Annotated in this window: 23 protein-coding genes and 1 pseudogene; 10 read left to right on the plus strand and 14 right to left on the minus strand. The window is 50.8% G+C overall.

Annotation, left to right across the window (positions count from 1 at the left end; all coding sequences use genetic code 11):
• Nucleotides 1–3 precede the first annotated feature (3 nt).
• Entirely contained in the window at nt 4–1197 is a 1194-nt protein-coding gene (trpB, locus tag AC6I4B_RS13445; RefSeq protein WP_497765773.1) for a tryptophan synthase subunit beta, read from the plus strand.
• The gene (gene trpA / locus AC6I4B_RS13450; protein ID WP_497765775.1) at nt 1197–2006 is read left to right on the plus strand and encodes a tryptophan synthase subunit alpha; all 810 of its coding nucleotides are present in this window, start codon (nt 1197–1199) and stop codon (nt 2004–2006) included. Before trpB ends, trpA begins: the two co-directional genes overlap by 1 nt.
• Before the next feature lie 316 nt (nt 2007–2322).
• On the opposite strand, the gene AC6I4B_RS13455 is transcribed toward trpA, so the two are convergent.
• The 3 genes from AC6I4B_RS13455 to ompW all read right to left on the minus strand — a co-directional run bounded on the left by AC6I4B_RS13455 (nt 2323) and on the right by ompW (nt 4150).
• Complete coding sequence (locus AC6I4B_RS13455) at nt 2323–2667, minus strand: hypothetical protein (RefSeq protein ID WP_497765776.1); 345 nt, start codon at nt 2665–2667, stop codon at nt 2323–2325.
• A 426-nt stretch (nt 2668–3093) separates the two neighbouring features.
• The gene (locus tag AC6I4B_RS13460) at nt 3094–3489 is read right to left on the minus strand and encodes a hypothetical protein (RefSeq protein ID WP_497765778.1); all 396 of its coding nucleotides are present in this window, start codon (nt 3487–3489) and stop codon (nt 3094–3096) included.
• Between the two features lie 25 nt (nt 3490–3514).
• A complete protein-coding gene (gene ompW / locus AC6I4B_RS13465; protein ID WP_497765779.1) occupies nt 3515–4150 on the minus strand; it encodes an outer membrane protein OmpW in 636 nt (211 codons plus the stop codon).
• 269 nt (nt 4151–4419) lie between these two features.
• Here ompW and AC6I4B_RS13470 point away from each other — a divergent pair, with 269 nt between their 5' ends.
• The 3 genes from AC6I4B_RS13470 to AC6I4B_RS13480 are packed head-to-tail and all read left to right on the plus strand — an operon-like array spanning nt 4420 to nt 6190.
• Nucleotides 4420–4806: a YkgJ family cysteine cluster protein gene (locus tag AC6I4B_RS13470; protein ID WP_497765781.1), complete on the plus strand. Its 387-nt coding sequence runs from the start codon at nt 4420–4422 to the stop codon at nt 4804–4806.
• A 52-nt stretch (nt 4807–4858) separates the two neighbouring features.
• On the plus strand, nt 4859–5602 hold the full coding sequence (locus AC6I4B_RS13475; protein WP_497765783.1) for a YciC family protein: 744 nt from the start codon (nt 4859–4861) through the stop codon (nt 5600–5602).
• A 48-nt stretch (nt 5603–5650) separates the two neighbouring features.
• The gene (locus AC6I4B_RS13480) at nt 5651–6190 is read left to right on the plus strand and encodes a septation protein A (RefSeq protein WP_497765785.1); all 540 of its coding nucleotides are present in this window, start codon (nt 5651–5653) and stop codon (nt 6188–6190) included.
• 96 nt (nt 6191–6286) lie between these two features.
• Here AC6I4B_RS13480 and AC6I4B_RS13485 read toward each other — a convergent pair whose 3' ends face one another.
• The 3 genes and pseudogenes from AC6I4B_RS13485 to AC6I4B_RS13495 form a co-directional block, all read right to left on the minus strand.
• Nucleotides 6287–7714, minus strand: a complete 1428-nt coding sequence (locus AC6I4B_RS13485; protein ID WP_497765786.1) for a PTS transporter subunit EIIC — start codon at nt 7712–7714, stop codon at nt 6287–6289.
• 319 nt (nt 7715–8033) lie between these two features.
• Nucleotides 8034–8258 (minus strand): annotated as a pseudogene (locus tag AC6I4B_RS13490) (alpha-amylase family glycosyl hydrolase); the annotation flags it as partial.
• A gap of 47 nt (nt 8259–8305) precedes the next feature.
• On the minus strand, nt 8306–9304 hold the full coding sequence (locus AC6I4B_RS13495) for a LacI family DNA-binding transcriptional regulator (protein WP_497765788.1): 999 nt from the start codon (nt 9302–9304) through the stop codon (nt 8306–8308).
• Between the two features lie 190 nt (nt 9305–9494).
• Between AC6I4B_RS13495 and yciA the strand changes: the two genes are divergently transcribed.
• Nucleotides 9495–9893, plus strand: coding sequence for an acyl-CoA thioester hydrolase YciA (gene yciA, locus AC6I4B_RS13500; protein ID WP_497765789.1), 399 nt, complete (start codon nt 9495–9497; stop codon nt 9891–9893).
• Between the two features lie 35 nt (nt 9894–9928).
• On the opposite strand, the gene AC6I4B_RS13505 is transcribed toward yciA, so the two are convergent.
• On the minus strand, nt 9929–10465 hold the full coding sequence (locus AC6I4B_RS13505) for a YniB family protein (RefSeq protein WP_497765791.1): 537 nt from the start codon (nt 10463–10465) through the stop codon (nt 9929–9931).
• 148 nt (nt 10466–10613) lie between these two features.
• Between AC6I4B_RS13505 and hxpB the strand changes: the two genes are divergently transcribed.
• From hxpB to AC6I4B_RS13525, 4 genes are all read left to right on the plus strand, one after another.
• A complete protein-coding gene (gene hxpB / locus AC6I4B_RS13510; protein ID WP_497765792.1) occupies nt 10614–11282 on the plus strand; it encodes a hexitol phosphatase HxpB in 669 nt (222 codons plus the stop codon).
• Between the two features lie 154 nt (nt 11283–11436).
• Nucleotides 11437–12198, plus strand: a complete 762-nt coding sequence (kduD, locus tag AC6I4B_RS13515) for a 2-dehydro-3-deoxy-D-gluconate 5-dehydrogenase KduD (protein WP_497765794.1) — start codon at nt 11437–11439, stop codon at nt 12196–12198.
• Between the two features lie 76 nt (nt 12199–12274).
• On the plus strand, nt 12275–12877 hold the full coding sequence (locus AC6I4B_RS13520) for a metal-dependent hydrolase (protein ID WP_497765795.1): 603 nt from the start codon (nt 12275–12277) through the stop codon (nt 12875–12877).
• Between the two features lie 178 nt (nt 12878–13055).
• Nucleotides 13056–14447 carry an L-cystine transporter gene (locus AC6I4B_RS13525; protein WP_497765797.1) on the plus strand — a complete coding sequence of 464 codons (1392 nt, stop codon included), beginning with the start codon at nt 13056–13058 and terminating at the stop codon, nt 14445–14447.
• A gap of 47 nt (nt 14448–14494) precedes the next feature.
• Here AC6I4B_RS13525 and AC6I4B_RS13530 read toward each other — a convergent pair whose 3' ends face one another.
• The 7 genes from AC6I4B_RS13530 to chbA all read right to left on the minus strand — a co-directional run bounded on the left by AC6I4B_RS13530 (nt 14495) and on the right by chbA (nt 21906).
• Nucleotides 14495–16549: a beta-galactosidase gene (locus tag AC6I4B_RS13530; protein WP_497765798.1), complete on the minus strand. Its 2055-nt coding sequence runs from the start codon at nt 16547–16549 to the stop codon at nt 14495–14497.
• Between the two features lie 43 nt (nt 16550–16592).
• Nucleotides 16593–17801 (minus strand): oligosaccharide MFS transporter, encoded by a 1209-nt coding sequence (locus AC6I4B_RS13535; protein WP_497765800.1) that lies wholly within the window; start codon nt 17799–17801, stop codon nt 16593–16595.
• Nucleotides 17802–18126: 325 nt separating this feature from the next.
• Nucleotides 18127–18366 carry a cell division activator CedA gene (cedA, locus tag AC6I4B_RS13540; protein WP_497765801.1) on the minus strand — a complete coding sequence of 80 codons (240 nt, stop codon included), beginning with the start codon at nt 18364–18366 and terminating at the stop codon, nt 18127–18129.
• A gap of 129 nt (nt 18367–18495) precedes the next feature.
• Nucleotides 18496–19245, minus strand: coding sequence for a chitin disaccharide deacetylase (gene chbG, locus AC6I4B_RS13545; protein WP_497772156.1), 750 nt, complete (start codon nt 19243–19245; stop codon nt 18496–18498).
• A gap of 11 nt (nt 19246–19256) precedes the next feature.
• The gene (locus AC6I4B_RS13550) at nt 19257–20603 is read right to left on the minus strand and encodes a 6-phospho-beta-glucosidase (protein WP_497765803.1); all 1347 of its coding nucleotides are present in this window, start codon (nt 20601–20603) and stop codon (nt 19257–19259) included.
• Nucleotides 20604–20708: 105 nt separating this feature from the next.
• The gene (gene chbR / locus AC6I4B_RS13555; RefSeq protein WP_497765804.1) at nt 20709–21533 is read right to left on the minus strand and encodes a transcriptional regulator ChbR; all 825 of its coding nucleotides are present in this window, start codon (nt 21531–21533) and stop codon (nt 20709–20711) included.
• A 25-nt stretch (nt 21534–21558) separates the two neighbouring features.
• Entirely contained in the window at nt 21559–21906 is a 348-nt protein-coding gene (gene chbA, locus AC6I4B_RS13560) for a PTS N,N'-diacetylchitobiose transporter subunit IIA (RefSeq protein WP_497765806.1), read from the minus strand.
• Nucleotides 21907–21935: the final 29 nt, after the last annotated feature.

Below are 21935 nucleotides of genomic sequence, written 5' to 3' on the forward strand. Positions count from 1 at the left end.
ATAATGAGTACTTTACTGAACCCCTATTTCGGCGAATTTGGCGGTATGTACGTTCCGCAAATCCTGATGCCTGCCCTGCGCCAGCTCGAAGACGCTTTTGTCAGCGCGCAGAAAGACCCGGCATTTCAGGCTGAATTTACCGACTTGCTGAAAAACTACGCCGGTCGCCCGACCGCACTGACCAAATGCCGCAACCTGACGGCAGGAACAAAAACGACGCTGTATCTTAAGCGTGAAGATTTACTCCACGGCGGCGCGCACAAAACCAACCAGGTTCTGGGGCAAGCGTTGCTGGCAAAACGGATGGGCAAAACCGAGATCATCGCCGAAACCGGTGCTGGTCAGCACGGCGTAGCCTCGGCGCTTGCCAGCGCCCTGCTCGGCCTGAAATGCCGCATTTACATGGGCGCGAAAGACGTTGAGCGCCAGTCGCCAAACGTATTCCGTATGCGCTTAATGGGCGCGGAAGTCATTCCCGTTCACAGCGGCTCCGCAACGCTGAAAGACGCCTGTAACGAGGCGCTACGCGACTGGTCTGGCAGCTATGAAACCGCGCACTACATGCTCGGCACGGCGGCAGGCCCGCACCCATTCCCGACGATTGTGCGTGAATTCCAGCGCATGATCGGTGAAGAAACCAAAGTCCAGGTACGTGAAAAAGAAGGCCGTCTGCCGGATGCAGTTATCGCCTGTGTCGGCGGCGGCTCTAACGCCATCGGCATGTTCGCCGACTTTATTGATGAAGCCAGCGTGGGACTGATTGGCGTTGAACCCGCCGGTCATGGCATTGAAACCGGTGAGCACGGCGCACCGCTCAAGCACGGGCGCGTGGGGATCTATTTCGGCATGAAATCGCCGATGATGCAGACCGATGAAGGACAAATTGAAGAATCTTATTCAATTTCTGCCGGTCTGGACTTCCCTTCCGTAGGGCCGCAGCACGCCTACCTGAACAGTATTGGTCGCGCTGAATATGTATCGATTACCGATAACGAGGCGTTAGAAGCGTTTAAAGAACTCAGCCGCCACGAAGGGATTATCCCGGCGCTGGAGTCTTCCCATGCCCTGGCGCACGCGCTGAAAATGATGCGTGAAAACCCGGAAAAAGAGCAGCTTCTGGTGGTGAACCTCTCCGGTCGCGGCGACAAAGACATCTTTACCGTACATGATATTTTGAAAGCGCGAGGGGAAATCTGATGGAACGCTATGACAACCTGTTTGCTCAACTGAAGGCCCGCAAGGAAGGCGCATTTGTGCCGTTCGTCACCCTTGGCGACCCGACCCCAGAGCAGTCGCTGAAGGTAATCGACGCGCTCATTGAAGGCGGCGCGGATGCGCTGGAGCTGGGTATTCCATTCTCCGACCCGCTGGCCGATGGCCCGACAATTCAGAATGCGACGCTGCGGGCTTTTGCCGCTGGCGTCACGCCGACTCACTGTTTTGAGATGCTGGCGGCGATTCGCCACAAACACCCGACCATCCCGATTGGCTTACTGATGTACGCCAACCTGGTGTTCAACCGTGGTATTGACGAGTTCTACGCCGAATGCGCACGCGTCGGCGTAGATTCCGTCCTCGTGGCTGATGTGCCGATTGAAGAGTCGGCCCCGTTCCGCCAGGCGGCGATGCGCCACAATGTCGCGCCCATTTTCATCTGCCCACCGAACGCCGACGATGAACTGCTGCGCCAAATTGCCGCGCATGGTCGGGGCTACACTTACTTGCTCTCCCGCGCGGGTGTGACCGGTACGGAAAACCGTGCGGCGCTGCCGTTGCACCATCTGGTGGAAAAACTGGCCGAGTATCAGGCTGCGCCACCGCTGCAAGGCTTTGGTATCTCCACGCCAGATCAAGTCGCGGCGACCATTGAAGCGGGTGCGGCTGGGGCGATTTCCGGCTCAGCGACGGTCAAAATTATCGAGCGTAACCTTGATAACCCACAGGCCATGCTCGCGGAACTGAAAGACTTTGCTCAGCGAATGAAAGCCGCCACTAAAACGGCGTAATCTTATCGCCGCCTGTTCATTCAGGCGGCTTATTTTGCCGCAGGCTTCCTGCCAGAAACGCACGTTCAGGCTCATCGAACAAAAAAAATCACTTTCCCACAAAATATAGGGTTGATATCTCAAATGAGAAAGATTATCTTTCTCATTACCGAATGGTTGAGCAAGACACTCAGGTATTCGGTACGACATTGCTCACATTGCTTCCAGTATTTTTGCCCGCATCCAATGCGGGCTTTTTTTTGCTCGCTACCTACCCATTCCCCTCTTGCTCAACGCGAATGTTCACCGTGTATTGCGGGTGATGCGGCAATAAGGGTCAAGATTGATCACGTTTATCACACTCAAAGTGGGCATCACCTGAATAGAGAGTCACTCGGTTTTTGAGTGGGCGATACATCAAGTTCACTGGCTCACCATTGATAGTGCCAATAATTTGCAGACTGTCGTCACTATTTCCCTGCCAGTCTGCAACCGAGGAAATATCAGTCGCAGAAATACCGCTAACCACCAGCCCAAGCGGCCTGTAAGGCTTGCTATCAGTAGGGGGCTGTAAGGGAGAGTAAACTACAGAAACGCCTTCGCAATTGAACTTCATTGGAGTAGCGCTGACGGAAAAGGAGGTGATCGCTAAGGTCGCGATTGCTGCCGCGAATAATTTCATCTAATAAGTCCGGCTATATGATAAACGCCGAGCATTATTTCATTACCCGAACTCAAAATCTAAAAAAATGCAGTCTATCAACACGTTCACGGCTCCACGCGCCTCCCCTATAAGAACCTATCCCGGCAGGCGTATATTGTTGCCGCCAGTTCGGGCATGGACAGCGCAGAAAAAGGGAGCGTACACGTAGTACGTGAGGATTTTCGAGAGCCAAGATGGCAAATGAACCCGCCTACTGGGATAGGCTCTACGTCGCGTTAGCAGCAACACTGAGAGGGTTCAGTGGAGCAGACCTATCTCACTCAGTGCATTCGCCACCAGCAGCATGAACATAATCGCAGCGATTGGAGTGTACATGTTGAACCTCCGACAAAGGCCATTACTGAAATTATAGTTCCAGTTTTGCAGAGTAATATTGCAGGAAGTTTACAGCGACGCTGACACCCAGAGACAGGCGTTGGCTCGAGATAAGCCATTCACCTGATGGAGTGACAGGTCGAAGCAGATTACATTACCGTCCGTTGTGATTTTGATGTTGTTTTGCATTGTCAGGTTCGGCAATGCATAGAGGTAGACCTGTTTGCCCACGCCCTCCACCGTGGGCTTTTTTATTTTGGCGAGATGTATTTTACGTCCGCCGGTTATTGGCTCTGCCGTAACGAAAGTAGTTGTCTTTGCTCCCGAAACACTCTCCTTTTTAATATCCTTCAAGACGTTATCGACAGTGTCTGGCTTGAGCACAATAATGGGATAAGATTCAACAGCGGGGAGATTTGAGGGCATCAATGATTCATGCGCAGAAGAGTGGAAAAAACTGGCCATATAATAGCCAGTTTTAAAGCCAAAATTAAAAACGATAGCCCGCAGAGAACATAAACACCCACGGATCCAAACGGGTGCTCACGCTTTGATTAACACCGCCCGCTTTAAACTTCACGTTGGTGTCGATATCCATGTACCAGACTGACATATTCAGCAGCCAGTCACGGTTGATCAGATAATCAAGACCCACTTGCCCCGCCGCACCCCAGGAGTCGTCCAGGCTGAGATCGGATAGCCCCGCCGCTTTGCCGTTATCGTTGAAATCATTATCAAAGAAGGTGGTGTAGTTGATACCGGCCCCAACGTAAGGGCGGAATTTGCTCTGCGCATCGCCAAAATACCACTGCGCCATCAGCGTCGGTGGTAAATGGTGAACGGTGGCGATATCACCCGTCGGGCCAGTGCCGACTTTATGGCGGAAAGGCGTCGCTGCCAGCAGCTCAATACCCACATTTTCCGTCGCCATATAAGTGAAGGTAAACCCTAACTGCGTGTTATTGCTGACGTTAAAACCACCGAGCGCGCCCAGAACATTATCAGAGCCTTCGGTCGGCCGCACGGTCGCTGAACCCGCACGAATGAAAAATTCCCCTGCGTCATGCGCCCAGACGCCGCCAGAAAAGGTACTCAACATTAATGCAACTGTTGCTAACTTCTTCATATCCACTTCCTCATTATGGTTTTTAAAGCGCAGCAAATATACCCACAACGCGTTACTTTTGATCCGTTATGGATCACACAAAATTGTTAGTTTTAACATTTATTGATCCAGATTAATTTTTACTACTCCGTAACACCGCGACATATTCACTCAACATCAATTTCATGATTTTCAGAGAAATTCTTTTCGTTCCCCTCTTGTCGCCAGCGTCACGGCTGGATAATTTACATACTAAACCTTGTTTTAATGCGTTTTTATCAGGTGTAATCATGAGTGAAATCAACCCGTGCATGACGTGCGGTGCCTGTTGTGCGTATTTTCGAGTCTCTTTCTATTGGGCTGAAGCCGATGATGCTGGTGGCACTGTGCCTGTGCAGCTGACCGAGCCCTTAACCCCTTTTCTTCGCTGCATGAGAGGCACTAACCAACGTCAGTGCCGCTGTTCAGCGCTGTGCGGCGAAATCGGTGAGTCGGTTAGCTGTTCGATTTACAATAATCGCCCTTCTCCCTGTCGAGAATTCGCTATGTCCGGTGAAAACGGCGAGACAAATGAAGCCTGTAACCGCGCCCGTGCGCGCTACGGCCTGTCACCGCGAGTTCCTCTTTACAAAGATATACTTAGCGAGACCAGCGCAGAGGCTGCTACGCCAGCGTGATTTGCTGTACAATTGCCGGCTGATTAATACCAGCAATAAGCAAGGAGAGTGCATGTCTATCACGGCGCAGTCGGTATACCGTGACACGGGTAATTTTTTTCGTAATCAGTTTGTCACTATTTTACTGATTACCTTGCTCTGTTCATTTATCACGGTGGTGCTTGGCCATGCCTTTTCACCCAGCGATGAGCAGCTTGCAACGCTGACGGTTGGGGATCACCTGGATAATAGCAGGGGCCTGCTTGATTTAGTTCAGAGCATGACGCCGGAGCAACAGCAGGTTCTGCTGCACTCCTCGGCGGCGACAACCTTCGCCGGGCTTATCGGTAACGCGATTTTAGTCGGCGGGGTTCTGCTGCTGATTCAGCTTGTCTCCGCTGGGCATCGCGTTAGCGCCCTGCGCGCCATCGGCGCTAGTGCTCCGGTGCTGCCAAAACTGCTGCTGCTTATCTTCATCAGCACGTTTTTGATTCAGGTGGGGGTTATGTTGGTGGTCGTTCCCGGTATTTTGCTGACTATCGTGCTGGCATTTTCACCGGTGATGATGGTGCAAGATCGCCTCGGCGTATTTGCCGCTATGCGCAGCAGTGTGCGCCTGGGTTGGGCGAATATGCGCCTTATCGCTCCGGCGGTCATCGGCTGGATGTTGGCAAAATCGCTGCTGCTCCTGTTTGCCTCAAAATTTGCGTTCCTGACGCCGTATATCGGCGCAGTGGTGGTCAATACGCTCAGTAACCTGGTTTCCGCTCTGTTGCTGATTTATTTATTCCGCCTGTATATGCTTATTCGCCACTAACACTGACGCTGCCCATAGGTGGGCAGCGCTGAACTACGGAATCGAAGTATGAAGCAGTTTCTGGATTTTTTACCGCTGGTAGTCTTCTTCGCCTTTTACAAGATTTATGACATCTATGCGGCCACCTCCGCGCTGATTGTCGCCACGGCGGTGGTGTTAATTTACAGCTGGGTGCGCTATCGCAAAGTAGAGAAAATGGCGCTGTTCACCTTTATTCTGGTGGCTGTGTTTGGCGGTTTGACCGTTTTCTTCCACAACGATGAGTTCATCAAGTGGAAGGTGACTGTGATTTACGCGCTGTTTGCCGGTGCGCTGCTGTTCAGCCAATGGGTGATGAAAAAGCCGCTGATTCAACGGATGCTGGGCAAAGAGATTACGCTGCCTGCCGCCGTGTGGTCGAAGCTGAACCTGGCCTGGGCCGTGTTTTTCATCCTCTGTGGGCTGGCAAATATTTATATCGCCTTCTGGTTACCACAAAATATTTGGGTCAACTTTAAGGTGTTTGGTTTAACGGCGCTAACGCTGCTTTTCACCGTTCTCAGCGGTGTTTACATCTATCGCCATATGCCGCAGGATGATAAACGCTAAACATCTGTCAGTGCACAGACAACGGCCCTGCAACGGGCCGTTGTTGTCCTCTCTGGTCATTTCATCATTCACAGCCCGCCTGTTTCCCTTCCCCCCTTAAGCCACCGCGTTTTTCAGCGGCTGTTTGCGGGCAGGCTGAGCCACCTTATTCGGATTAATAAACAGTGTGGTTAAGGCAAAAGCGAAGATAAACACAATTATTCCCACACTGACGTAGCCGATAAGCTGGTAGCGGTCATAGATATACATCAGCGGTGATAACAGCACCGCCAGACCGTAGGAGTTCGCCTTAATTGATAGCAGCGAGAGCAGCATTCCGCCCAGCGCCGAGCTGAGTATCATGATCCCCAGCGCGCGTTCACCGGTGCGCATGACCACGCCAAAAAGTGCCGGTTCGGAAATGCCGAGCAACTGGGTGGCGGTCGCCGAGATCCCCGATGTTTTGAACGCGGCATCGTGAGATTTAATGGAAATCGCCAGGCAGACCGCTGCGTTGGCAAAACCGTACATCGCGCAAACGGTAATTAACGGATTAAAGCCTGTGCTGGCAATCAGCGAGGTTTCAATCATGATAAACATATGGTGCATACCGGTCATGACAGCTATCGGGTAGATAAAGCCAATCAGAAAGCCGCCGATCCCCGCAGGCAGCGACAGGAAATGCTTGAATGCGATAATGGCATAATATTCAAATCCATGAACCAGCGGCCCCAGCACCAGTAGCGCTATACCAACCGAGCACAGGATGACCACAAAAGGCGTGAATATCAGGTCCATTGAATCAGGCATAATCTTCCTGAAGAAAATTTCCAGCCGGGTGCCGATAATCCCGGTGATCAGCGCCGTTAAAACCGATCCCTGATAGCCGACCAGCGGGATAAAACCAAACATATAAATTGGTACCACGTTGCCCGACGCCACATCATAGGCATTCGGCAACGCCGGTGACACCAGCATTAAGCCAACCAGAAAGCCCAGAATGGGCGTTCCGCCAAATTTTTTAAACGTTGACCAGCAAATAAATGCGGCAAGAAAAGCAAATGCCGTATCGCACAGCACCGTGGACAGCGTCCGCACGTAAAGAGGAACATCCTCCGGCGTGCTGCCAAACCAGGCGAGAACGGTATCGTTGAAAATAACGCCTTTCAGACCGAGAAACAGCCCTGTCGCCCCCAGTCCGGGAATGATCGACACAAACACATCCGATAAATTTCGAATGCCTCGTTGTAATCTTCCGCTGGCCTGGCGGGTCATTTCATCTTTACTGACTTCGCTGACCTGATATTCTGCCACGAATTCCTGGTAGACTTTATTAACCAGACCGGTGCCAAGTATTATCTGATATTGCCCTGCATTATAAAATACGCCCTTTACGTCGCGGATCTGGCGAATTTTATCGTCATCAATTATTTCCCGATCTTTTACTTGTAGTCGCAGTCGGGTCGCACAATGGGTACCCGAAATAATGTTATCACGGCCGACGATGCTGACAATTTCAATGGCAATCTCTCTGAATTTGTTCATTTTTAAAATGTCCTTTTATAAAAATGGTTTGGTAGGGTTGTAGTTCGGAGGTAAGGTAATCGTAGTTATTAAGCAAGACATCTCCCTGTGGCAAAATAAAGGGTATCGTTTTATTACTCAGGTTGGTGATCGAAATAAAACGGGCGGCACTGCTTTTTCTTTCATACGCAATGATATTTTCACCCGGGAAGTCTAGTGGAGTAAATTCGCCATAAATCAGCGTTTCCGGCCAGCACTTATTCCGTAAGCGGATCATTTTTTTATAAAATGCAAAGACCGAACCGGCATCATTTAACTGGCTTGCGGCATTGACGGCAAAATAGTCGGAAATATCATAGCCATTATCCGCCATCGGCGACTGATAAAATGGCGAAAGCCATATCATGCCAATCCCTAACTCGTGCAAATAAGGGAGTTTTTCAATGATGCCCCGGATATCGCCGGTGCCATCGTTATTACTGTCATAAAAACTTTTGGGGTAAATTTGATAGACCACCGCTTCCTTCCACCACTCCACTGCCTGCGCGTCCTGATGTATTTGCACATCAACCTCCGATTATGAAATCGATACCATATCGAGTTAAAAATTTTTTATGCTGACTGCCTGATAATTAAATCAGATCTGAGTAATGCCTCATCATAGTGATAATGCTGACCGCCGATCTGCGCCAGCAGATATTCCACGGAGATCCGCCCAAGCTGTTCAATCGGCTGGGCGACGGTCGTCAGCGGGATAGTGACCATTTCTGCCAGCGGCAGGTTATCAAAGCCCATAACGGCAATTTCTTGTGGAACCGCGATCCCCTGCGAGATCAGGCCAGAAATAAGGCCACAGGCGACTTCATCACTGCCAGCAAAAACAGCGTCAGGACGCTCTGCGGCGGGCAAAGCGTAAATATGCTCCCCCAGCGCGACGCCATCGGCCCAGGTATGCCTGTGGCGAAACAGCCAGTCTTCTTTAATCGCGAGGCCGCAGGATTGCATGGCTTCCATAAAGCCCCGGTTTCTGCGTTTACCGTGACCGTGCTCATCAAAATTACCGCCAGTGGAATACGCTATTTTCGAGTAACCTTTGCCGATTAAATAATTGATGGCGCGCCAGGTGGCGTCCTGGTCATCGACCCGCACCACCGGCAAAGTAGTTTCTTTGATGCTGGTATTACACAGCAGGATCGGGCCATATTTTTGATAGGTTTCGATGATATTTTTATCATTCTCCACCGAGCACAGTATTAACCCGTCGATAATTTTTTTCTTCAGCAGGTCGAGGCAATTTTTTTCTTCACCGACGCTGTCATGGTTTTGCACAATAAGCACCGAATAGCCATTTTTACGGGCGGTAACTTCCATCGCATCCACGAGGCTGGCAAAAAACGGGTTGGTGATGCGGGAAATCAGCACGCCGATACGATGTGTTTTCACGCCGCGCATTTGTTGCGCCACGGTACTGGGTACGTAATCCAGCGCCTTCATCGCCGCAAGGATTTTTTCCTTTTTATCGTCGGAGATATAAGGATGCTGATTGAGAAAGCGCGACACTGTCGTCACTGAGAGTCCGGCTTTTAACGCCACATCTTTGATGGTTGCCATAAGCTGATATGAAATCGTTATCACATGCCGCCAAAATAGGCCGACGAAAGTCTTTCGTCAACTCGCATTGAGCAAAATTTGATCACCTTCACAGCTGGCATCTCCACCCACGTCATTGTCAGCCCATTCTCAGCCCTTCCCTTTCGTAGTAGCATTCGCCTGATATCGATAATGTGAAACCGGAAAAAGCATGACAATTGCAAATGATGCCCCGCAGGGCGAACTGGTGCTTCGCACCCTGGCGATGCCAGCAGACACCAACGCGAATGGTGATATTTTCGGCGGTTGGATAATGTCGCAAATGGATATTGGTGGCGCCATTATGGCGAAGGAAATAGCCCATGGTCGCGTCGTAACCGTGCGGGTTGATGGTATGAGCTTTCTGCGCCCTGTTGCCGTCGGCGACGTGGTGTGCTGCTACGCACGTTGTGTGAAACGCGGTAATACCTCAATAACCATCAATATTGAAGTCTGGGTGAAAAAGGTTTCGTCAGAGCCGATTGGTCAGCGCTATAAAGCGACTGAAGCGCTGTTTATCTATGTCGCGGTCGATCCACAAGGTAAACCACGCGCCATCTCAGCAGAGTAAAAATCAGCCCAGCATCACGCTGGGCTGATTTCTTTTTAGAGAAACCCTAAGACTTTCAATACGAAATAGCCAATCACGATGGTGATAATCGGCAGCACGTACAGCGGGAAATACTGCACGAAAATAGTATGATGTGGCACTTCAACGCGTGCTTCCAGCGCTTCACGGCTCAGACCTTCCGCCCCTTTCGCTTTCTCAAGAATGAGCTGATCGTTCACCCCTTCACGTAAGAACCTCGCCTGACGTGACATCCGCGCGCCAGAATCCTGCAATGCCAGGGCGATAAAAATCAGCGCAAAGATAATCCAGAACATAATGTTCAGCCCATTCTGGAAATCTGGCTGCGGTGAGTTGTACCAGAAAAAGTTCAAAAATGGCGTATTGAAACGCATCATGTCCACCATCACGTGGACAAAATCCATCATCACGGCATCAATACCCGGTTGCTTCGCGCTGTGCTCGTACATAAATTTGAGCACCGAAATCAGCGTAGATATCAGCGCCGGGATAAAAATCACCCACCCGGCAATACGCTTCAGGATGGCAATGCGTCCAGCTTGTTGATACGTCATGGGTTCCCCTTGTTAAGACGCTTTCCTTATGGGCAATACACTGTCGCTACGTGCTTGTTAAGTCTACCTGCGAGGGTGACTTTCGCCCGACTTTACGCGCGATATGATATACCATTGCTGCATTCGTTACCCTAAAGGAGAGGTAGTTATGTCCACCGAGCGTCAAATACGCGCCGCCATTTTCGACATGGATGGGTTGTTGATTGATTCCGAACCACTGTGGGATCGCGGCGAGCACGAGATCCTCAGCGAACTGGGCGTTGATTTTTCGCGCCGCCATGAGCTTCCCGATACGCGCGGTTTACGTATCGATTTGGTCGTTGATCTCTGGTTTGGTCAACAGCCGTGGCAAGGCCCGGACCGCGCTGCTGTCGTTGAACGGATTATTACCCGCGTTATTGCGTTGGTCGAGGAAACTCGTCCACTGCTGCCGGGCGTTCGCGAAGCCGTGGCGCTGTGTAAATCACAAGGACTTAAGGTCGGTCTGGCGTCTGCATCACCGCTGCATATGCTGGATAAAGTGCTGACCATGTTTGATTTGCGTGACCAGTTTGATGTGCTCTGCTCTGCGGAATCACTGGCTTACAGCAAACCGCATCCGCAGGTTTATCTCGACTGCGCTGCTAAACTTGGCGTTGACCCGCTGTGCTGTGTTGCGCTGGAAGATTCGGTAAACGGCATGATTGCCAGTAAAGCCGCGCGTATGCGCTCCATCGTCGTACCCGCCCCCGAAAGCCAACTCGACCCACGCTTTAGCCTCGCCGACGTTAAACTGGCGTCGCTGGAAGAACTTACCCGCGAAAGTCTGTGCGGATAATTCTGCTGCGGGCACTACGTGTGCCCGCAAATGCCAATCACACCATAAAAATGAAACACTGTTTTATTTTTGTTTGAATTTCTCGTTACTCCCTTCTATGCTTGATCCCTGTCAGTCACGTCATAACGATAAAAAACAACATACAGGGGTCGATATGATTCTCAACGCATTCAATCTACAAGGTAAAGTGGCGCTCGTTACCGGGTGTGATAAAGGTTTGGGGCAAGGAATGGCGCTGGGTCTGGCGGAAGCCGGATGCGATATCGTCAGCGTGAGCCGCCGTATTCCGCAGGAAACAGCCGATAAAGTGCAGGCGCTAGGCCGCCGGTTATTCGCGATTCAGGCCGATCTCAGCCAACCTGATGGCATTGCGGATATAGTCCCTGCGGCAATCGCCGCTGCGGGACGTATTGATATTCTGGTCAACAATGCCGGGACCATTCGCCGTGAAGATGCGCTCACTTTTAGCGAAAAAGATTGGGATGACGTGATGAACCTCAACCTCAAATCCGTGTTCTTTCTTTCACAAGCAGTGGCGAAGCAGTTCCTGCACCAGGGCAGCGGCGGAAAAATTATCAATATCGCTTCGATGCTCTCTTTTCAGGGCGGAATTCGTGTGCCATCCTACACCGCCTCAAAAAGCGGCGTATTAGGTATCACCCGTCTGCTGGCGAATGAATGGGCGCAACATAACATCAATGTGAATGCCATCGCGCCGGGCTATATGGCGACGAACAACACCCAGCAGTTGCGTGATGATGCCGAGCGCAGTAAAGAAATACTCGACCGTATCCCCGCTAACCGCTGGGGCACACCGGAAGATCTCAAAGGCCCAGTCGTCTTCCTCGCGTCCTCTGCGTCTGACTATATCAATGGTTATACCGTCGCGGTTGATGGTGGCTGGCTGGCGAGATAAATTTTGACAAAGAGTTACACTGTAACCTCTTCCGCCTACTGTATAAAAACCCTATACTGTATGAATCTACAGAATAATGGGTTTTATCATGACGGCGGAAGGTCATCTGCTCTTTTCTATCGCCTGTGCGGTATTTGCTAAAAATGCCGAGCTGACGCCTGTACTGGCGCACGGAGACTGGTGGCACATTGTGCCATCGGCGATATTGACCTGTCTGCTTCCTGATATCGACCACCCGCGTTCACTGCTGGGTCAGCGGCTAAGCTGGCTTTCTAAGCCAATAGCCCGCATGTGCGGCCATCGGGGCTTTACTCATAGCCTGTTGGCCGTATTCGCGGCGCTGACCCTGTTTTATCTCAAAGTCCCTGAAAGCTGGATTATCCCTGCCGATGCCTTGCAGGGCATGGTGTTGGGCTATTTAAGCCATATTCTTGCCGATATGCTGACGCCCGCTGGCGTACCGCTGCTCTGGCCCTGCCGCTGGCGCTTCCGTTTGCCTATTCTCGCGCCGCGCAAAGGCAACCAGTTAGAGCGTGTATTGTGTATGGCGCTGTTTGCCTACGCGCTGTTTATGCCGCAGTCAATGCCAGAAAACAGCGCCATACGTTGGTCATCTTCAATGATCAATGCACTACAAACTGACTTCAACCGCTTAATCAATCGGCGGGTTGAGCAATAATTCCGCGCAAATCACATTTTTGGCATAACCCATTCCATTTGGATATAAGCGTACTATTCGAGTTCTGTTAACCTTCTCACATCCAGGCAAATCTATTCAGATTTGACCTATAAAAACACATGCCACAGCACCGTAATACCGTGCCGGACGGTGTGGATAATACTTCAGGAGAACGGGGATGAACCTTCCATTAATAGCGAACGTGATTGTGTTCGTGGTACTGCTGTTTGGCCTGGCGCAAACGCGCCACAAACAGTGGAGTCTGGCAAAAAAAGTGCTGGTTGGTCTGGTTATTGGTGTGGTCTTTGGCTTCGCCTTACAGCTTATCTACGGCTCTGACAGCCAGGTGCTGAAAGACTCTATCCAGTGGTTTAACGTGGTCGGTAACGGCTATGTACAACTGTTGCAAATGATCGTGATGCCGCTGGTCTTCGCCTCTATTCTGAGCGCGGTGGCCCGTCTGCATAACGCCTCCCAACTGGGTAAAATCAGTATTCTGACTATCGGCACACTGCTGTTCACCACGCTGATTGCGGCACTGGTCGGCGTGCTGGTCACTAACCTGTTCGGCCTGACGGCTGAAGGGCTGGTGCAAGGTACGGCTGAAACAGCTCGTCTGAATGCGATTCAAAGCTCTTATGCCGGTAAAGTTGCCGACCTGAGCGTACCGCAGCTTCTGCTGTCGTTTGTGCCGAAAAACCCGTTTGCCGACCTGACCGGGGCTAGCCCAACGTCGATCATCAGCGTGGTTATCTTCGCCGCGTTCCTCGGTGTCGCTGCGCTGAAACTGCTGAAAGACGATGCGCCGAAAGGCCAGCGCGTTCTGACCGCCATTGACACGCTGCAAAGCTGGGTGATGAAGCTGGTGCGTCTGGTGATGCAACTGACGCCATACGGCGTACTGGCGCTGATGACCAAAGTGGTTGCCGGTTCCAACCTGCAAGACATTATTAAACTGGGCAGCTTCGTGGTGGCGTCTTATCTCGGCCTGCTGATTATGTTTATCGTCCACGGCATCCTGCTGGGCGTGAACGGCGTAAGCCCGCTGAAATACTTCCGCAAGGTGTGGCCGGTGCTGACCTTCGCCTTCACCAGCCGCTCCAGCGCCGCGTCCATTCCGCTGAATGTTGAAGCGCAAACCCTCCGTCTGGGTGTGCCGGAATCTATCGCCAGCTTCTCGGCCTCTTTTGGTGCGACAATTGGTCAGAACGGTTGTGCGGGTCTGTACCCAGCGATGCTGGCGGTGATGGTTGCGCCAACGGTGGGCATCAACCCACTTGATCCGCTGTGGATTGCAACTCTCGTCGGCCTGGTCACCGTCAGTTCCGCAGGCGTTGCGGGCGTGGGCGGGGGCGCAACATTTGCTGCGCTGATCGTACTGCCTGCGATGGGTCTGCCGGTCACACTGGTGGCACTGCTGATTTCCGTTGAGCCGCTGATCGATATGGGCCGTACCGCACTGAACGTCAGTGGTTCAATGACTGCCGGTACGCTGACCAGCCAATGGCTGCGCCAGACCGACAAAGACGTTCTCAATAGCGAAGAAGACGCCGAACTGGCACACCGCTAATTATCGCTATTTTGTTGAAACGCGCGGCCAAAACCGCGCGTTTTTTGTTAATCCCGCCGACACACAACCCGACAATCACAGGGCTGTAGCCGCAATTGACTTAACGATTCGCCCGATAGAACATCGGTGTATCCTGCGGGAAGCGTGACATTCTGCAAAAGATTCGTATAGTTCTGCACAAAGATATACGCTCTCTCACCGTCCGTTCTTGCCGTTGCCACAACCCCCGCTGGAAACTCACTTTCTACCGCTCGCGGCAACGCCAGTTCTGCCATAATGGCGGAGAAAAAGTCGCGTTGAAATTCAAGGGAATTACGTGAAGCGACGTACCAGGCTTTGCCTCGCCCAAAATGATTAACCGTAACGGCAGGCATTCCGCCGTAGAAATCATCACGATAGGTAGCCAACGTTGTGGCTGTTTCAGTATGAATCAGTTCACACAGTTGGCGCGCCGAATAAGGGCCTTGCAGGCTGGCTTCATTCTCGGATATACCCTGAATTTGCTGAAGCTCACCTTCAGGTAAACTGTCTATCTCTTCCGCCCAGATGCCCAACACCCTACGCAACGGGCCAGGAAAACCACCCAAATAGCAAAGATCACTTTCATTAACGATTCCCGACCAGTATGTCGCCACAAAGTGGCCGCCATCGCAGACAAACGCTTCAGCCCGGTCGGCAAAGCCCTCACGCACCATATACAGCATGGGCGCAATCACCAGTTGGTAGGCACTGAAATCAACATCGGCATCAATGACGTCAACAGCAATCCCCTGCTCCCAGAATGGACGATAGTGCTCATTGACAGTCTTTTCATACTCCATTCCCAAATTACGCGGCCCCTTCGCGTTATCCAGCGCCCAGCGGTTTTGCTGATCGAAAATAATCGCCACTTTAGCATCCGTGGTGCAACCAGCGACCTCGTGAAGTTGCTTGAGCAATCCGCCTAATTGGCTCACCTCCCGCCCGACTCGCGTCTCCAGATGACCGACATGATCGACCACAGCACCGTGAAACTTCTCCACGGAGCCACGGCTTTTCCGCCACTGAAAGTACTGCACGGAATCCGCCCCATGCGCCACCGCCTGTAATGAAGAGAGAATATGCATCCTCGGCCTTTTCAGCTTACTGATAGGCTGCCAGTTCGTCGCACTCGGCGTTGACTCCATCAGAACAAACGGTTTGCCCGCTTTCAGACTGCGCATCATGTCATGGTACATGGCCGTATAGCAGGCCACCGTAGAATCATCATTATCACAATGCCAATACGGGTAGCTATCCCACGATACAAAATCCAGCGTTTGCGCTAGCTGCCAGTAATCGTAATCATTGAAATACCCCATAAAATTAGTGGTTGCCGGTAAGTCTGGATTTATCGCTTTCAACGGAGCAATTTCCTGACGACAAAAATCGGTCACCTGCGCCGTGTTAAAACGATGCCAGTCTAAATTCAGCGCATGGACTTCATGCTCCCCCTGCGGAGATGGAGACTCGATTTGCCTCCAATCGGTATAGGTATGGCTCCAGAAATCACTCCACCAGGCATGATTGAGGTTATCCAGAGTTTGATAACGTGCCTTTAACCATTGCCTAAAATTCGCCTGGCACCGTTCACAGTGACATTCACCACAGTATTCATTCGAGATATGCCAGCCAAGGATTGCCGGATGGTGCGAGTAACGTTCAGCCAATAGCGTGTTGATCGTGCGCGTTTTTTCACGATATACAGGAGAAGACATGCAGTGGTTGTGCCGCCCGCCGTGCAAAGCCGCTACACGGTCAGCGCCTACACGCAACACCTGCGGGTATTTCTGCGACATCCAGGCTGGGCGAGCGCCGGTCGGCGTGGCGAGAAAGACACGAATTTTGGCGCTGTAGAGTTTATCAAGAAGGCTATCCAGCCATTCAAAATCAAACTCCCCCTCCTTCGGTTCCAGTTTTGCCCAACTGAATATCCCTAATGACACCACGTTACATTTTGCTTCCTGCATCATCGCCAGATCCTGTTCGACAATATCCGCATCGCACCCCCATTGCTCTGGGTTATAATCGGCCCCATGTAAAAGCACATGGCAATCACTACCAAAAATATATTTTCTTTCCATTTCACCGGCCCCTGATTGTAATTTAATCGCAGAGATAAATCCTCTAAGCTGGATTATCTTCAGTCTTTTTATTACTCAAGAAAAAGATGGAGAAGAAGGTGGTGATAAATACTGCGCCACCCATAATAAGATATGAATTAGCGAATCCGATAGTGTCATAGCTGAACCCAGCCAACGGAGATATCACAGTGCCAATAATGGAACTGGTACAGGCAAAGCCCACCAGATATAGTGTTGATGACAGCTGTTTATCGAAATTCGTTGTGATATATTTAAACATAGAAACTAATAGCACGGGTAATTCGGCGACATGTAAGAACTTGGTGAAGAAAATAGGTATTGGCCCCACGACTATTCCAGAGCTTACCATACGCATAGACATCACCATGCCAGCAAATATCAGCCCATTTTTTGCACCAATTCGATTAACCAGCCACGGCGCGCAAAATAGCCCTGCCGCCTCCAGAAATACTTGCCCAGAATTTAAGTAGCCGAACATGGCAGTGCCTTGTTCTGGCGTTGCAAACTGCGCCACAAAATAAACGGAGAACTGCTGATCGTAGACGTTATAAATACAAGAGCCCACGACAAAAAATATCAGTGCCCAAAAACGAGGTAACGTCAACAAACGCAGTGCATCGGCAAGAGACACACTGCTGCCTTCCGCCACCTGTTCCATCGCGCTCGTGGTGGCATCCCCCACTCGGAGTGCACTAAGCACGACAAAGAACAGCAGGCCTCCCACCGAGGCGAGAGCAAAATTGAGCCGCGGATCGATATTGAACAGGATACCGGTAAAAAAACTGGCTACGGCCCATCCCACTGCGCCCCCCGAACGAGCACGACCAAATTCAAAATTATCACGTCGCGCGACCCGTTCAGTAAATGATTCCAGAACGCCAATACCACCGTTGTATATCAACCCTATATATAAGCCACCAAAAATACTGCCTAATAGCAAGTTTACATGCAGGAGGTAGCCAAACAATATAAATATGGGGCCTGAAACTGATAGCATCACCGCAAGATACCACAATAAATTTTTACGTAACCCCAGTTTATCCTGAATGAATCCATAGCAAACCTGGGCACATAGAGCAGAAACTGATAATGCGGAGAAAATAAGACCCGTTTGTGTCGCTTGCAGACCAATGGTGTTATTCAGCCAGACCGATAATAATGATTGAAACGATGACCAGGAGAAGAAAAAGAAAAACATAAGCAAACAGAGGACCCGTTGATTTCGCTTCATGAAAAATCGTCCTTAATTTAATATTGTGTTTATTTCTTTCGAGAATGATACGGATGCAAGTATAGTATTTTTATTAACATTCAAATTATGAATATTAATGCATCAATACATCAGAGTGTAACCGCTTTCACATCAGAGAAAGTATTCTTCTTCCTGAGGAGCGTAGTCTATTATTATTTTTTACTACGCTATTATGTTTTTTACTTTGTGTGATCGGTGATGGAAAGGAGAAATAAAAGCGCGGAGGGTTTTCTAACAGAGTTCGCCATCCGGGATGATGCAGGCACACTTACCATTTAGAGTATTGATCTGCCCCCGCTAATCCTTATGACTCAACATCATTTTCCTGGCACATTTGCACCGCCCAACGTTGAGCAGACTCAGGGACACTAAAGGCCTGCGAACGACGGAACGTGTTGCCCATCAGTACAAACGCCACATATTTTCCACGCAATAGCCAAACATCGCGAAAGCCTTCTACCTTCACGGCGTGCTCTGGAGGAGCCGGTTCGGAACGCGGGATATAGCTGATAATCTGCCGATTTTGTTGGCGAAGCGGTTTCATAAGCGGTTAATTCACAATCATCGATGACAATAACAGTAAACCGTGATGATAGCAGGATTCCGCCGCTGTCGTCATACACAAAAAACCCGACAGGAGCGCTGTCGGGTTGAGTTTTGCAAAGTCGGTCGCTTACACGTCGCGGTAGGTTCCTAAACGGTAGCCGCGCTCTGCAATCGCGTATTTCAACGAGGTGGAGGTCAGCACGTCCAGTTCAGCCAGTCGCGGGTAGCAATAGGCGCTGCCCATAATCGTGTTATCGACAAATGCCGGATGACACATCACTTCGACAGATTGTTCACCGCGCGCCGCTGAAGCATCCAGCACCTCCAGGAACAGCGCTTCAGAGATAGCATCGCCGTAAAATTCGCTGGCGAAGCCTTCGCTACTGCGCAGCCCTTCCGGCGCGGTCAGTGAAGCGCTACGGTCAATGCGCATCGCAATGCCTTTAGCTTTCGCAAACTCAGCCACCAGCGGGAAGATTTGCGGGATCATATGCACATGATGGTGGCTATCAAGATGCGTCGGCTCTGCGTCAAGCAGGTCGATAAAGCGCTGATACTGACACTCCAGTTCGCGCGCAATTTCGTCCATCGGCAGCGCATCTTCTTGCGCCATCTGCCAAATCCACTTACCGAGTTTCCCCTCGCGGGTCAGCCCCGGCATCGGCGACAGCGGCTCGCCCAACGTCAGAACAAAGTGCATCCCGACCGCCAGTTCCGGCGTCCGACGGCTAAGCTGTGCCGCGTGGTCAATCGCCGCGCCGTTCACCAGCGCGGTCGTGGATGTGACCAGTCCATTTTTACAGGCGTCGAGAATGCCGTAGTTCTGCCCTTTGCTCAGACCAAAATCATCGGCATTCACGATCAACAAACGTTCCATCATGCCTCCTGTCACTGTTTCAGTTTCTCCACGGTGGCAGCAAAATTCGGCAGCCATTTTTCATGCGCCAGAATCATTTCACGTGCCAACACCTCTGCATCTTTATCAGAGTGGATTAGCGGGCTTAAGTTCAGCGCCAGCAGAACATCGTTAAATTCACCGCTGAGTGCAGCCTGGCTCGCCGCAACCTCAAAACCTTTGATCGTGTGGATAAGCCCCAGGACTTTTTCGTCGAAATGGGTGACGCGCGGGTGCGGTTTCGCCCCATCATGGCCCAGAATCGAGGTGACTTCAATCGACCAATCCGCCGGAATATTGTCAATGTGGCCGTGGTGCGGAATATTCACATAGTGTTCAGTTTGCTTATCGTTATAGATAGCGTTGATCACTTCACATGCCGCATCGGAGTAATAGGCCCCGCCGCGCTGCTCCAGCTCTTTCGGTTTAACGTTCAGATCCGGGTTTTTGTACAGCTCGAACAGTTGTTTCTCAACCTTCTGCACTACCTGCGCACGCGCGCCGCCTTTGTAGTATTCGCCCATTTCAATGGCCAGCATCTCTTTTTGCTTGAAGTAGTACAGCAGGTAAGAGCACGGCAACAGATTCAGGGAGCGAATCAGCCCTTCGCTAAACGGCATGTCGAAAATGTTCTTCACGGTATTAGCAGACAGCGTGCCAGAGGCCACGCCGTCCAGCAGCTCGGCAAAGCGAGACTCACCATTGACCAGGACATCACGGATAAACACCATGTGGTTCAGGCCGAACAGATCGATAGACAGGTCGTCTTTTTCGCTCAGGCGCAGTACGTCGGTGATGAACATTTTCATACCGATAGGAATGTTACACACGCCGATAAAACGCTTGAAGTTGGTGTGGCGATAAACCGCCTCAGTCACCATACCGGCTGGGTTGGTGAAGTTGATAACCCACGCATCCGGGCAAACGTCCTGAACATCTTTAATGATGTCAAAAATAACCGGAATCGTGCGCAGGCCTTTAAACAGGCCGCCAGCGCCGTTGGTTTCCTGTCCCAGGTAGCCGTGGCTCAGCGGGATACGTTCGTCTTTTTCACGGGCTTTAAGCTGGCCAACGCGCAGCTGCGTGGTCACGAAGTCAGCACCTTCAAGCGCTTCACGGCGGTTGAGCGTCTTATAGACTTTCATCGGTACGCCCGCTTTTTCGACCATACGCTGGCACAGAGCATGGATAATATCCAATTTCTCCTGACCATCTTCCACGTCCACCAGCCACAGTTCAGTCACCGGCAGTTCATGGTAACGTTTGAGAAAACCTTCCAGTAATTCCGGCGTATAGCTGCTACCACCACCAATTGTGACGACTTTTAATTTCTGGCTCATACTTTTCTCCCTCGTGATCCACAAGTTAAACGTGGGTTACCCTCCACATTATGCGTGGATAGTTAAATTCTTTATTACAGAACTGCGGAATACTTCCGCAGCGCGTTATTTGATAACCGTTAGCTGTTTACGATAATTGCTGGGTGTGAATGAGGTCAGCTTTTTGAATGTTTTAATAAACAAACTTGGGCTGCTATACCCTGATTCATACGCAATATCGGTTACTGAGTAGTTGGTAATTTCCAACTGTTTCTTGGCAAAATTAATGCGGATATCATTAATAATCTGCATCGGTGTTTTGCCGTAATAGCGCTGGGTGGCTCGGGTTAAATATTCCTGGGTTTTCCCGGATAACGCGACCATATTTTCCAACGCCCCTTCACCAAATTTTAATTTATCGTGCATGGCTTCAACGGTGGATTTTAACCACTGCGGCGTAACATCCTGCGCCTGTTCTTCCCGGTGATGTCGCAGGCGATTAATCACATAGAAGGAAACCAGTTCAATAAATTCGTCAAATTCCGTTTCGCGAAAGTGAAGTGATGAAATAACCGACTCAATGTAACTCAGGAACGTGCTTTTAATCGAATAGACTTGCGAAGCAACCAGGGCAAATGGAACCAGCGGTTGATAGTGCGTGTCGAAGAAATCTTTGCTGATCCCAACGTTAAGGATTCGCGTTGCACCAAACTCGTAGAAGCTCTGGTGGTGCGACCCCATCGGGATAAACACAAAGTCTCCGCGCTCCAGCATGACCCGCTTACCATTAATCACCTGATAATAGCGACCGGTCAGTACGATAGTGAACTCGTAGTAATCATGCTGATGTAACCCGCTGATACTTTCCGTTTTGTTGTAGATGAAGACATGAAAATTTTTACCGTTAAAGAGCTGTTGTTCTCGGGCGGTGTTAATTTCCATGCTGATCATCTTAGGTTGCCTCATAGGGAAAAGCCTATTGTACCTTCTCGTGAAGTTCGATCAATTCAGCAACCAGTTCACGGGCCAACATTGACGTCATAAGATGATCCTGCGCATGAACCAGCACCAGGCTGACTTTCATACGGCCTTCGCCTTCATCGCTTTCAATTAACTGCGTCTGAACACGATGCGCTTCGCTCAGTGCAACGCGGGACTGTTCCATGGTGGCTTTCGCGGTGGCGAAATCGCCCTGCTTCGCCTGCTTCAGCGCGGTATACGCCAGGCTGCGAGCTTGTCCTGAGTTAATAATCAGGCCCATCACCACTTCTTCCAGATCGTTTTCCTGCACGTCCTCAGCAACAACATTTTCCAAATCAAACATAACTATTCCTTTTTGTGAGGGCGGTATGG

The sequence above is a fragment of the Kluyvera fluvialis genome, assembly GCF_059725275.1.